The 13,577-nt window shown below is 39.5% G+C and carries 11 protein-coding genes and 1 pseudogene; 8 read left to right on the forward strand and 4 right to left on the reverse strand.

Going from position 1 to position 13,577, the window contains the following annotated elements:
* The 4 genes and pseudogenes from BLS35_RS27690 to BLS35_RS06450 form a co-directional block, all read left to right on the forward strand.
* Nucleotides 1-249: pseudogene (locus tag BLS35_RS27690) on the forward strand (hypothetical protein); the annotation flags it as partial.
* Between the two features lie 183 nt (nt 250-432).
* Nucleotides 433-2,103: a S8 family peptidase gene (locus tag BLS35_RS06440; protein ID WP_090779009.1), complete on the forward strand. Its 1,671-nt coding sequence runs from the start codon at nt 433-435 to the stop codon at nt 2,101-2,103.
* A gap of 64 nt (nt 2,104-2,167) precedes the next feature.
* The gene (locus BLS35_RS06445) at nt 2,168-3,802 is read left to right on the forward strand and encodes an ABC-F family ATP-binding cassette domain-containing protein (RefSeq protein ID WP_090779011.1); all 1,635 of its coding nucleotides are present in this window, start codon (nt 2,168-2,170) and stop codon (nt 3,800-3,802) included.
* 8 nt (nt 3,803-3,810) lie between these two features.
* Nucleotides 3,811-4,203, forward strand: a complete 393-nt coding sequence (locus BLS35_RS06450) for an RNA recognition motif domain-containing protein (protein WP_090779013.1) — start codon at nt 3,811-3,813, stop codon at nt 4,201-4,203.
* 35 nt (nt 4,204-4,238) lie between these two features.
* On the opposite strand, the gene map is transcribed toward BLS35_RS06450, so the two are convergent.
* Complete coding sequence (gene map, locus BLS35_RS06455; protein WP_090779015.1) at nt 4,239-4,997, reverse strand: type I methionyl aminopeptidase; 759 nt, start codon at nt 4,995-4,997, stop codon at nt 4,239-4,241.
* A gap of 113 nt (nt 4,998-5,110) precedes the next feature.
* Here map and BLS35_RS06460 point away from each other — a divergent pair, with 113 nt between their 5' ends.
* Nucleotides 5,111-5,938 (forward strand): helix-turn-helix domain-containing protein, encoded by an 828-nt coding sequence (locus tag BLS35_RS06460; RefSeq protein WP_090779017.1) that lies wholly within the window; start codon nt 5,111-5,113, stop codon nt 5,936-5,938.
* Nucleotides 5,939-5,965: 27 nt separating this feature from the next.
* On the opposite strand, the gene BLS35_RS06465 is transcribed toward BLS35_RS06460, so the two are convergent.
* Entirely contained in the window at nt 5,966-6,751 is a 786-nt protein-coding gene (locus tag BLS35_RS06465) for a hypothetical protein (protein ID WP_090779018.1), read from the reverse strand.
* Nucleotides 6,752-6,987: 236 nt separating this feature from the next.
* Here BLS35_RS06465 and BLS35_RS06470 point away from each other — a divergent pair, with 236 nt between their 5' ends.
* Together BLS35_RS06470 and msrA are read left to right on the forward strand one after the other, a co-directional pair.
* Nucleotides 6,988-7,557 carry a DUF1579 domain-containing protein gene (locus BLS35_RS06470; protein WP_090779020.1) on the forward strand — a complete coding sequence of 190 codons (570 nt, stop codon included), beginning with the start codon at nt 6,988-6,990 and terminating at the stop codon, nt 7,555-7,557.
* Nucleotides 7,558-7,623: 66 nt separating this feature from the next.
* On the forward strand, nt 7,624-8,115 hold the full coding sequence (gene msrA / locus BLS35_RS06475; protein ID WP_090779022.1) for a peptide-methionine (S)-S-oxide reductase MsrA: 492 nt from the start codon (nt 7,624-7,626) through the stop codon (nt 8,113-8,115).
* Nucleotides 8,116-8,170: 55 nt separating this feature from the next.
* On the opposite strand, the gene BLS35_RS06480 is transcribed toward msrA, so the two are convergent.
* The gene (locus BLS35_RS06480) at nt 8,171-10,036 is read right to left on the reverse strand and encodes a TonB-dependent receptor plug domain-containing protein (protein ID WP_090779024.1); all 1,866 of its coding nucleotides are present in this window, start codon (nt 10,034-10,036) and stop codon (nt 8,171-8,173) included.
* Between the two features lie 64 nt (nt 10,037-10,100).
* Between BLS35_RS06480 and BLS35_RS06485 the strand changes: the two genes are divergently transcribed.
* On the forward strand, nt 10,101-11,618 hold the full coding sequence (locus BLS35_RS06485; RefSeq protein ID WP_090779025.1) for an aminotransferase-like domain-containing protein: 1,518 nt from the start codon (nt 10,101-10,103) through the stop codon (nt 11,616-11,618).
* On the opposite strand, the gene BLS35_RS06490 is transcribed toward BLS35_RS06485, so the two are convergent.
* The gene (locus BLS35_RS06490; protein ID WP_090779027.1) at nt 11,611-13,548 is read right to left on the reverse strand and encodes a KUP/HAK/KT family potassium transporter; all 1,938 of its coding nucleotides are present in this window, start codon (nt 13,546-13,548) and stop codon (nt 11,611-11,613) included. The two genes, BLS35_RS06485 and BLS35_RS06490, sit on opposite strands and share 8 nt — an antisense overlap.
* Between the last annotated feature and the right edge of the window lie 29 nt (nt 13,549-13,577).

Genomic DNA, 13,577 nt, shown 5'->3' on the forward strand with positions numbered 1-13,577 from the left:
GAATGGGTTCGTAGTCGTATCCGACTATGCTACTGGATCCAATGGAAACAGGTAAAGACTCGTGTTAAACAGCTTGAGAAACTAGGGGTGAAACCCTATCAAGCCTATCAATGGGGAAATACTCGTAAAGGCCATTGGAGAACGGTGCATAGCCCGATCTTGACCCGGACGCTCAACAACGCATTTTTAAAGAAACAAGGGCTACTATGTCTTAAAGAAATAGTAGCCCCTAAAGCTGTTTATGTTTAATGAACCGCCGTATGCCGAACGGCACGTACGGTGGTGTGAGGGGACAGGTAATCAAATAATGATTACCTTCCTACTCTATGCCCTTTTCAGGCTTAAAAATGTTCTAGATTTTGGAATTAATTAATCCTACATTTGTACCCAGCACATTTATTCAAAAAAGAGTATCCAAATACATATCTTAAAATGCAATTACACGCTCGTCATTTCCTAATAAGTTTCTTCTCATTCCTTATTGTTCTATCTGCATGTAAAAAAAGCGAACTACCAGAACAACCAGAAGTGCCAATTCCTTCCCTTCGTATGAATTTGGACAGTACCATTTTGGCAAATGACAACTTTTTTGGCACACGCCTTTCGGTGATCCTTAAAAATTTTCCAGAAGGCACTTCAGATGCTGTAGAATGGCGTGTAGAAAATCCACGTATTGCTGAGGTAACCCTAGAAGGAGTCGTATGGCCTAAGGGAGCTGGAATTACCTACGTTTTTGCAAAACTGCTGAATGGAAAGGGTGAAGCGAAATGCAAGGTCATCGTTACTGATGGGAATGACTATAAATACAGGCTTGTATTGACCGATAAGGGGAAGTCTGATTTTTCAATTGGTAGGCCTGAGGCATTTCTTTCTTCAAAAGCTATTGAAAGACGTCGAAAACGAAATATTCCCATTGACGAAAGTGATTTGCCTATAGCTAAGCAATATCTTAAGGAGATAACCGAAATTGGAGGTACAATTGTTGCTCAGAGTAAATGGCTGAATACAGTGACTGTGAACGTAAAAGATCAGTTTCTGATTGATAAATATAAAGCTTTACCATTCGTAAAAGAGGTCGTATTGGTATATGTGGGCAAAAGGAAACTAAGCTCGGAGGTTCAAAAATATGTGGATAGCCCACAGCCAGGAAGTTCCGGCAATTTAGGTACATCAATTGATTACGGATCGGCCGCATTGAACATCAATACAGTAAAGGGAGAATTGCTGCATCAGCAAGGCTTTAAAGGCGAAGGAATGGATATCGCTGTTATTGATGACGGGTTCATGCAGTTGAAAAACAATCCAGCATTTAGTAATATACGTATTAAAGGGGCAAAATCTTTTGTGTATGAAAATGATGATCCATATAGCATCGATACACATGGTGTTTGGGTAACCTCATGCATGGCTGTGAACAAACCTGGAAGCTATGTGGGGACTGCACCAGAGGCAAATTACTGGCTACTACGTACAGAAGATAGCGCAACTGAATATCCGGTCGAAGAGGATTACTGGACGAGTGCCATAGAATTTGCAGACAGTGTAGGGGTAGATTTGGTTAATTCTTCTCTATCCTATAGCGATGGCTATTATCTCCCACAACAACGATATACTGCTAATGATATGGATGGTAGAACCGCTTTCGCTAGCAGGGCAGCAAATATGGCTTTCAAGAAAGGGATTTTTATTGTAAACTGTGCAGGGAACGAACAAAAATGGGTAGGCACTCCTGCCGATTCGCCGAGCGTGTTAACGCTAGGTTCAATCAATAGCAATGGCACCCAAAGCTACTTTACATCCTGGGGAATTACAGCTGATGGTCGAATTAAACCTGATGTAATGGCTATGGGTGGAGGAGCTAGTGTGATCAATACTTCAGGCATAGCCGAAAATAGAAGTGGGACATCATATGCCAGTCCGATCATGTGTGGACTAGTAGCCTGCTTATGGCAAGCCAATCCCACACTGACAAATAATGACTTAATGGAAATAATCCGTAAATCTGCTGATAGAGCTGGCCATCCTGAATTGCCTTTTGGTTATGGTATCGCAGACATGAAAAAGGCGATGGAACTGGCGAGAATAAAAGTCGGCTCAAAATAAAATCGGTCGACTGTTAATTCGATGTCTTTCTCTTATATTTGCCGACAATTCAATACCCCATACTGTGATTAATGTAAATAACATCTCCGTTTCATTTGGCGGAACCACTCTATTTAGCGATGTAACCTTTTCGATAAACGAGAACGATAAAATAGCCCTGATGGGCAAGAATGGCGCTGGAAAGTCGACCATCCTAAAGATCATTGCAAATGCTGCTAAACCTACTTCTGGTAGCGTAACCGGTCCAAAGGATGCGGTAATAGCGTATTTGCCGCAGCATTTGCTTACAGAGGATAAGCTTACCGTTTTTGAAGAAACGATGAAAGCTTTTCAAGAGGTAAACCAGATGCAAAAAGAGCTTGATGAGCTGAATGAGCAGCTGACTATTCGTACCGATTACGAAAGTGATGACTACATGAAGCTGATCGAACGCGTATCGGAATTGAGTGAGAAATTTTATTCGATCGAAGAGATCAATTATGATGCAGAGGTAGAAAAAGTGCTAAAAGGCTTAGGTTTCGAACGCAAGGACTTTACTCGTCTAACCGCTGAGTTTTCTGGCGGATGGCGTATGCGTATCGAGTTGGCTAAAATTCTGTTAAAGAAGCCTGATCTCATCTTACTTGATGAGCCTACCAACCACATGGATATCGAAAGTATACAATGGTTGGAAGATTTCTTGATCAATTCGGCAAAAGCAGTTATGGTAATTTCGCATGACCGTGCCTTTGTAGATAACATTACCAATCGTACCATTGAGGTTACTATGGGTAGAATATACGATTACAAAGCCAAATACAGCCATTATCTTCAATTGCGCGCTGACCGTCGTGTACACCAACTGAAAGCTTACGAAGAACAACAGCGTTTTATTGCAGATAACCAGGAATTTATAGACCGATTTAGGGGAACCTATTCTAAAACCTTACAGGTACAATCGCGTGTAAAGATGCTCGAAAAGCTTGAAGTTATTGAGATTGATGAAGTTGATACTTCGGCATTGCGATTGAAATTCCCGCCATCACCGCGTTCGGGTCAATATCCTGTAATTGTGGAAGAGCTGACTAAAACTTATGGTGATCATGTGGTGTTCGAAAAAGCATCTATGGTGATCAAGCAAGGAGAAAAAGTAGCTTTTGTGGGTAAAAATGGTGAAGGTAAGTCGACCATGATCAAAGCCATCATGGGTGAGATCAATTTTGAAGGAGATTTAAAAGTAGGTCACAATGCCAAGATTGGATACTTTGCCCAAAACCAGGCTGCATTGCTTGACGAGAACTTAACGGTATTCGAAACCATTGACCAGATTCCATTAAGCAATGGTTCCATAAAAATTAAAGACCTTTTGGGGGCCTTTATGTTCAGTGGTGATGACACTACGAAAAAAGTTAAGGTACTTTCTGGAGGAGAGAAAACCCGTTTAGCAATGATTAAGTTGTTGTTAGAACCCGTAAATGTGTTAATCCTGGATGAGCCAACCAATCATTTGGACATGAAGACCAAAGACATTATCAAGGACGCTCTTAAGGATTTTGATGGTACTTTGATTCTGGTATCCCATGATAGGGATTTTTTGGATGGACTGGCAGAAAAAGTGTTCGAATTTGGTAATAAGCGTGTTCGGGAGCACTTTGAGGATATTAAAGGCTTCCTGGCGTACAAGAAAATGGATAGCTTAAAAGAAATCGAACAAAACTAAATACAATCATGATTAAATTATTTGTAGTGGGCTATCCACTAGATATACAAGAAGCTGACCTGAAGGAGATATTTAGCATCCATGGGGCAATACACAGCATAGAATTGCTAAGAGATAAAGTGACCCAAAGACATAAAGGTTTTGGTTTTGTCGAAATGGAGGAGCAAGCAGATGCCGACAGGGCTATTGCCGCTGTAAATGGCATGGTGCTGAGAGGTCGGAAGATTCGTGTTAAACTAGCCGATGAAGATAGAGCAGAACGGCCGAGAGCATTTAAAACAAACCACTTCCATTCTCAAGAATTACAGGGTAATGCAAGTAGTGGGGCAAGCAACACAGAGTCGTTTAAAAATAAACGCCCTAGAAAATTAATGTCAAATACATTCAGAGCAGAGAATTAAGCCTGTTGACAGCAGCGAATTTAATTGAACAATTTTTATATTCCGTTCGCTGCTGTTAAAATTATTGGTTTGTCCGACGTTATTAATATCGTGTGTTCATGTTGGGCTACAAATCCACCTTTGTCACCTACAAAAGCCCAATCATCCGCCCCCTTTTTTATAAATGTTGAATCGGTGGAGATAAATGTTTCAATAGCAACAACAGAATCCTTTCTAAATCGCCTTTTATCATAACGGTCGCAATAGTTCATGATCGCATCAGGTTCTTCATGTAAGCTACGTCCAACGCCATGACCAGCTAAATCTCTGATAACAGTATATCCTGCTTTTCTAGCCTTGGTTTCTATTAGTTTTCCGATATCAGAAATTTTGACTCCTCCTCTAATTTGTGAAATTGCTTCAAGTAATATTTCTTTAGAAGTGTCTACCAAATGTTGTAGGCCCTGAATATCTTCTCCGACGACAAATGAGCAACCATTATCGGACCAAAAACCACCCAACTCTGCAGATACATCAATGTTGATGATGTCACCATTTTTTAGATTGACTTTGTCGGAAGGGACACCATGAGCAAATTCATTGTTGACACTAATACAGCTATAACCAGGGAAACCATAGGTTTCGAATGGGGCAGACTTTGCACCAAGGTTCTCTAATATTTGTCTTCCATACTCGTCTATGTCTTTTGTGGACATGCCTATCTGGGTATATGCCTGCATTTTTTGTAAGGTAAGCCCGACAGCTTCACTCACGCGCTGCATACCAAGCAATTCTTCTTCCGTTTTTACAATCATAAATTAATGTTATTCAGTTTTGCACAAAGTTAGGGGCATTTAAATTGAGCTCATAGTAAATATTAGACATTGTATTATTCGTTAGCCAGTTACATTTCCCGTAAATTTGCAGCATGCCAATAAATTATCTGGAGAAGATACAGCTAGAGGAATTTGATGAGGAAGGGTACAGAATTAGTCCGTCTAAAGACTTGGCCTCAGTTATCGAGGGTTTTTATGTTTTCTCTAGAGATTCCAAGCATGATAACCATCTTATTTTCAATGACGGCTTTCCCGTGCTTGTATTTTTGCAAAGTCACGAAGATACGATAGGGGTAACAGGAGTGAAGGATGCAATCGAAATTAAGGGAGGATGGGCAAGTGCTGGCTCGATAAAAAATGTTTATATAAAATACAACAGCAATACAGCGCAGCTTTTCATAGTCCGTTTCCATCCCAGTACTTTCTATCAGATGTTTGGTTTAGATGCTCAATATTTTAGACACAATCCAATTGTTCCATTTGGGGATCTTGCGAAGAACAATAACTTCAGCATGGCAGAATTTTTTGAATGTAATGCTATCGAAGAAAAGATCGAATTTATCGAAACATATGTTCAAAGTTCTTTTACACAGATCGGTACCCCTGACGTTTTGCAAAAAACATTGGATTATATCCATAAAATAAAAGGAAACAGCACTGTGCGAAATGTGACCAATGATGCTGGTGTAAACTATAAGTGGCTGGAAAGGAGTTTTGTGAAAAATATTGGACTTTTGCCTAAAGAGTATATTCAACTCCAACGCTTTATTCACGCATATCTTGAATTGGTAGGAAATGAAGATGTCGATTTGATGCGAATTGCAATATCAAATGGCTACTACGATTCAAACCACTTTCTAAAAGACTTTAAAACCTATACGGGAAAAACACCACTGAGTTATTTGAAGCTTCAATCCTAACAGGGTTTTATGGCCTCTTCGAGGTCCTTAGTCATAGACTGGGCGATCACGCCAGCTTATTTTTATAAAATCAAATCGTTTTAAATCTTTATTGAATTTAAGGGTGACCTCGTTGCCTTTGAAACACGCACTATTTTCTTTTTTGGTTAAATAATCACAATATATGCGGATTATGTCCGGATCGGAAAAGTCGTACGTGAACATCCCCATGTCTTTTTCTGATATAAATGATTTACATTTTTCGCTGTTATTTTTAAGCAGTAAGTCTCCGGGTTTTGTTCCGATTAGATTATCAACGCTTATAGCTTGGATCTGCTGATCTTTCACTTCAAATGCATTGATATCATATCCATCACCCACTATGTCGTTCGTGATTACGATGTAATGATTTTCTGATAGCTTATAAAGCGCTACGGTCCATAAGCCATCTACTACGAGGGTTTCAAAATAGTTGGGGGTTAATTTGTTAATCGTGTTGTAGTTTTTTGTGGTATCCGTAAACTGGTTGTTAGCTGCCAGACTCCGGACCCAGCCTTCTCGTTCTTCTTTTTTCCATTCCCAGCTTGTCATGGCACTATCCGGTAACAGTGGTAGGATGTCCAGAATCTCCTTATTTTTCAGGTAATCTATTTTGATGATCTCTGAGTATTTGGCTTTTACTGCAGTTGTTTGCAATGTCTCACTAGGTAGTCTTGTAGATTCAACTGGATTGTGTACAGAATCAGATTTTTTACTTTGCTGATCGGTCTCTGTTGAATTACAGGACACAAGTAGAATTAAATAGCTTAACAGAAAGGTATAGTGTATTTTCATTGCAAGAGCGATGTTTAAATAAGCGGCTAATTTAGATATAAAAATATTAACAGTTGATATAGCCTTAACACAGCTTTAATAATGAGCCTTTATTTTTGCGGTATAAATATTTGGTTAGTATTTATAAGTTTAGGTTTAGTTGATAATGAAGAGCTCAGATGGATGTCGGAGCTCTTTGACATTTAAGCCCTTTTTTTTTCGTAAATTTAGGTAAGGGAAAACTAATTCTAATTGATATGAAAAAGTTAACATTATCTGTTATGGCTTTGCTAATGCTAGCCGTAACCAGTGGTATTAAAGCTCAGGACGACGCCATGATGAAAGCCTGGCAAGCCTACATGACACCAGGGGATGTACACAAAATGATTGCAAAGAGCGACGGGACCTGGGATAGCGATGTAACCATGTGGATGAAGCCTGGTGCTCCACCAGAAAAAAGTAAAAGCGTTTGTGAAAATAAAATGATTTTGGGTGGGCGGTACCAGCAATCTACTCATAAAGGTACAATGATGGGTATGCCTTTTGAAGGGATGAGTCTTCTGGCGTATGACAACGCCAAGAAAACATTTACATCTACCTGGATAGACAATATGGGTACTGGGATGATGGTGATGGATGGTACTTGGGATGAAGCGACGAAAACCATTAACTTTAAGGGGAAATGCGTTGATCCTGCTACAGGTAAGGATATGGATGTCCGGGAGGTCTTTAAACTAGTGGATGATAACAATCAAGTTTTGGAGATGTATTGCACTACCGATGGTAAGGAAATGAAAACCATGGAGATTAAGTTCAGCAGAAAGTAATAATAAAGAGGCCGACTTGCCATTTACACAACCACGCAGTACCTTTGTTTTAAAAAAAGAATTGATATGAATACTGAAAAAGCCATTCTGGCAGCCGGTTGCTTTTGGGGAGTAGAAGAATTAATAAGACATTACCCAGGTGTCATTTCAACGGTAGTTGGATACACAGGTGGGGATGTGCCTAATGCAACTTACAAGAATCATGGAACACATGCGGAAGGTATAGAGGTTGTCTTTGATCCGGCACAATTATCATATCGTAAACTTCTTGAATACTTTTTCCAGATTCATGACCCATCAACTCGAAATAGACAGGGAAATGATATCGGTACTTCTTATCGTTCGGCCATTTTCTTTTTGGATGAGCAGCAGGAAGAAACTGCAAAGGCTTTAATCGCTGAGATGGATGCTTCTGGTATATGGCCAGGAAAAATTGTAACTGAAGTTGTTCCTGCGACTGATTTTTGGAATGCGGAGGTAGAGCACCAGGATTATTTGCAAAAGAATCCGAACGGATATACCTGCCATTTCGAAAGACCTGATTGGAAATTAAAATAGTTAAGAGGGTGTAGGTTTACACCCTCTTTTGCTTTTCATAGAATTTTAGCAGGGTTTAGAAATTTACAAATTTTAGCCCTAAACTGAGCCAACGTGAGGGAAGTGGAATAGCTCCAATCTCATAATATTTCGTGTTAAAGATATTTTGCGCATCCATAAAGATCGTTACTTTATGAATCGACTGACTTAACCTGAAGTCGTTTATCCAATAAGAGGGGCCTGATATCCGTTGATTAAAACGTGTTGCAGCCATTATTGAAAAATTGAGGTATTGGAAATCGATGGTGTTGGTCAATTGATGTTTCAACGATGAGATCTGATATTTTGAAGCAAGCCCAGTTTCCATCTCACTATTTTTAGAATCCAAATAAGAATAAGCAAGGTTTATATTCAGTTTGGCGCGTTCAGAAACGTTCATGGAATAATCTGATCGCATATTTATCCCTCCAGTAACTTGATTTCCTACATTATTACTTTGCCATGGATCAGTATTAACTGCCCGAGTCCAATCTATAAACTTGCTAATCCTCCTGCGAAAAAAATTGGAGTTGAAACTGAAGTTTCCTTTGGTGATTTTGAAACCCAGTTCTCCTTGTAGTGCATTTTCGGGACTAAGGTTTGGATTTCCAATATTCGCAGGGCGTTGATTCAGATATAAATCGGTAAAGGAAGGAATCCTTTGGCTTGTTCCAATATTTCCAATAATCTTAAACATATCAGTTATGGCGTAACTCGCATCGATTCCTGGATAGATCTGCCACTTATAATCAGAGTTATAATTTAGGTAGGTACCAAAATTTAGATTGAGCTTCTCAAATAGGTAGGTCTGGTACTGTACATAGATACCCAGATTCTCTCGATGGTGCTGGCCAATATTAGAAGACTTAATATCTTCTCTTCTAACTTCGGTACCGAAACCCAATTCACCCGCGCTGGTTTTATAGGAAGTGATGACTTCGGCAGCTATTGAATTTGTATAATGCTTACTTCTGCCAGCTGTTGGACTAGAGGCCCCTAAATAGCTATAATCATCGAAATTATATCTGTAGCTTAATTTTGGCTTTAGTGTCCATTTGCTGGATAAGAGGTGTTTGGATTGTACAGCCACAAGGGTGGTTTGAACGGTTTCGATCGAATTCTTATCTCCAGGTGCTGCGTAAAATCCATTTGCTCCGAATTCATTGTTGGTATAGCCAAATGAAGTCATGATTTCATTTGAATCATCAATTTGGATGTTTCCCTGATAGAAAAGTTTAGCATTATCGAACTGGGTGTTAAATCGATAACCGTTACTTTTATCATAAGATCCGAAAAGGGAATGTTGCTGATGTTTCTTGCTCAAAGCGGCGCCCACTTGAATACCCTCTCCATAAAATGTCTTTCCTGTTCCTTCAGTGTCCTTTTCGAAGTTAGAACCTCCGTGTACATCGACCAGGAAGCCTGATTTGGTTGGTTTTCGGGTGATGATATTGATAGCCCCTGTTAAGCTGTTGATTCCATATATTCTGGCAGCAGGTCCCCGGACCACTTCAATTCTCTCAATAGCCTCGACCGGAATAGGCAGGTTAAGCATGTTATGAGCTGTCTGCGCATCAATGATCTTCACACCGTTTAAAAGCACTACAGTCTGCTCAAAACTTCCTCCGTCGATACTGATGTCAGCCTGCGTTCCAAAAGGCCCCCTTTGCCTTATATCGACTCCGTTGGCATATTGTAACAATTCCTGGATGCTACGAGCCGGTAATTTGGCAATCATTTCTTTATCGATTACATATACATTTCTGTTTTGTTTAGAGATCGGAGTACTGAACCCATTTTCGTTGATCACTACTTCTTTAATCCTGATAACACTATCCAGGCCTTTTTGCGCATATAAATTACTGCATAAAAGCATGAATAAAGCAAAGTAAATTTTCTTCATTCCTTATAAATTTCGACAAAAGTAGTACCTTGCCGTACCACTAAAGTGTACCAGTTTTAAGATAATGGATGGTCCGGTTCAAATTCCCTTCAAAAGTTTCATTCAACTTAAGCCTGACGAAGGCACAGCGATTTACCTACAGATCGTCTTTGAATTCATTAAGTCCATACAATTGGGCCTACTTCCAGAGGGTACAAAGCTTCCTGGTACACGTGTATTGTGTAAGTTATTAGCGGTAAACAGAAATACATTGATCAAAGCTTTTGACGATTTAGAATCGCAAGGTTTTATCGAAATTCTGCCAAATAGGGGAACATTTATCTTATCAGATCAAAAAAAGAAAAATACAAAGACGGCTGGTCCATCCTTAAGCCTGGAGAAATCGGCGGTTTTTACAAGTTTTACTTTCAAGCATTCATCATTGTTGGAAAATCCAGTTGAGGTAAGTGACCTGGCTTTACAATTTAATGATGGTTTGCCAGACTTGAGGCTTGTTCATACTGATGTTTTGGCAAGACTTTATGTCTCAAAACTGAAAAGACAACAGGTTAAAAGGACCTGGGAACAGATCCAGACTCAGTCGCATCTGACTTTTAAAAAGCAGTTTTCTAATTTTTTAAACTTAACCAGGGGGCTGCGAATCTCTGAATCGAACTTACTCACCACAACCAGTCATGAGATTAGTCTGTATTTGGTTACAAAGCTACTGATTTCAGCAGGTGATAAGGTTATCGTTGCTGCTCCCAGCTATTATTTGTCGAATATGACCTTGTCGGATAGTGGTGCACATATTATTCCAGTGCCTATTGATGATGAGGGAATTGATACAGCACAGCTGAGGAAGGTTTGCGAAGAACATACGATTAGGGTATTGTATCTTACTTCCAATTATCATTATCCAACTACAATTTCGCTTAGTGCTAAACGGCGGATGGAGGTACTTGAATTGGCCAGTCTATATGGCTTTATCATTTTAGAGGACGATTACGATTTTGATTTTCACTATGATAACAATCCAATATTACCATTAGCTGCTTTTGATTCACAGGAAAGGGTAGTGTATGTTGGGTCATTCGCCAGATCATTGCCTGTAGGTTTCGGCTATGGCTTTGTTGCAGCACCAATAGCGTTCATCAAGGAATTGGAAAAGCACCAAAATATTTTAGAGCCGGGAATAGATGTGATTAAAGAGCAGGTCCTGACTGATTGGATTCAGGATGGAGAGGTTCATCGACTTTCGAAAAAGAATAGAAAGATCTATAGAGAACGCAGGGATTATTTTGCTTTTCTATTGACTGAAAAATTAAAAGATAGGATCAAGTTTCATGTCCCACCCCGCGGATTAGCGATTTGGGTTCAATGGCTAGATAACTTTAACCTGATAAAGTTTCAAAAGAAATGTACTGCAAATGGACTATTCTTGCCAAAAACGATTTTGTACCAAACCAAAAACCTTACCGCTACTCGTTTAGGATTTGGTAGTTTAGACAAAAAAGAAATGGACGATGCAGTGGAGATTTTAAGCAGGTCACTAGACGCGTTAATTGAGGGCTCAGTGAGAATCGATCCATTGCTTACTTAATCCTTTTCATATGAATGGGATCCGGAACATCTACGATCAATGGAACCTGCTCCACACTCACAAAACTTGAATCCAGTCCAAAACCTTTTCTTTCAGAAATACTCATGTGCTTAAGGATCTTATGATAAGCAATGGTTAATCTTTCTATAAAATGAAGACTACTCGAGTTGGATAGAATTTTCTCAATTACCACAAAGCGAAAATCGCCGGGTATTTTTAATGCCTTTAAGGATTCGTATTTACTGGTGATGTCAATCTCACCGCTTTTTACCAATTCTTCAACCACTTTTCTGAACAGGACATTTATTCGTTGTTCAACCCGGAAGCCTAATCTGAAATCTATTCTGATCAGTTTCTCCGGGATCATATGGTCTACTTCATATTCCATGGTATAAGGCTCGTCCGTTACATCCACATGCAGTAACCAGTATACATCGGCTCGTTTAGGGTGTTTTTGGATGATCGAATAAATCACCGAAGATTCAATCTCCGTATTGAAATTCGCACTGGTGAGGTAAACCAGATTAGATGCATATTTAGCAATGGATTGATCAGAGCTAATGTTTTTAATCACCGGATAAAACTCTTCGATATCCACAAATTTCATGTACCTGTTTCTGATTCTACGGCCATTGTACCAGGTCCACATTACAGAGAATATCGCCATCCCCAGAATTACAGTAAACCAGCCGCCATGAAGTATTTTTGCTGCATTACCTGCAAGGAATGTCAATTCAATAATACCATAAATCGTTAAAAATATCGCGATCAGGTATTTAGGTACTTTTTTCCTTAAAAGGAATACTGAAACTAGAATCGTAGTCATGAGCATGGCTACCGTAATAGATAGACCATAGGCCGCCTCCATATTTACAGATTTTTGGAAGATCAATACCACAATAATACATCCGCTCATTAAGATCCAGTTCATAGAAGGTACATAAAGTTGCCCTTTCTGCTCACTAGGATAGTTAATTTTAACCTTCGGCCATAGATTTAACCTAACAGCTTCAGCAATTAAGGTAAATGAACCTGAAATAAGCGCCTGACTGGCAATTGCTGCTGCGATAGTTGCTATCGTTATACCGTAGATCAGGAACCAACCCGGCATCAATTGATAAAAGGGGTTTACATCGCCCAAATGGGTGCCCTGTAGTTTCCATAACCAAACGCCCTGGCCCATATAATTTAAAACCAAACAAATCTTCACATAAATCCAGCTAATTCTGATGTTCGAACGGCCGCAATGTCCTAGGTCAGAATACAATGCCTCAGCTCCAGTTGTACATAAAAATACCGCTCCGATAATTAAAAATGCTTGCGGATTAGTGGTCAGGATATGATAAGCATAATAAGGATTAATCGCCTTTAAGATCTCAGGAAGTTCCATAATGTATACAAAACCTAAAACCGCGATCATGGTAAACCACAGCCACATAATGGGACCGAAGGCTCTGCCCACTAAAGAAGTTCCAAACTGCTGTAGAACAAATAGAAAGACGATGATAGCTAGTACAATAGGTACCGTAGGTAAATCCTTATAAATTAATCCCAGACCTTCAATCGCAGAAGAAACTGTAACCGCAGGGGTCATAATGCCATCAGCCAATAAGGCGGCTCCACCAATCATGGCAGGTATGATTAACCATTTTGCTTTGCGCTTTACTAAAGAAAATAGGGAGAAAATACCACCCTCACCTTTATTGTCCGCTTGTAAGGTAATGACCACATATTTAATGGTAGTTTGTAAAGTAAGCGTCCAGAATATGCAGGATAAGCCGCCTAGAATTAGATCTGGTGTAATCAGACGTTCACCAATGATGGCTTTGAAAACATAGAGCGGAGAGGTACCGATATCCCCATAAATGATACCTAAGCTAATTAATAAACCTGCAGCGCTTAATTTGTGGACGTTTTTATGATGACCCATTACACATTAATAATAATGCAGTAAATGTA

Origin of the sequence: Pedobacter sp. ok626, from assembly GCF_900100435.1 — a bacterium.
Lineage (GTDB): Bacteria > Bacteroidota > Bacteroidia > Sphingobacteriales > Sphingobacteriaceae > Pedobacter.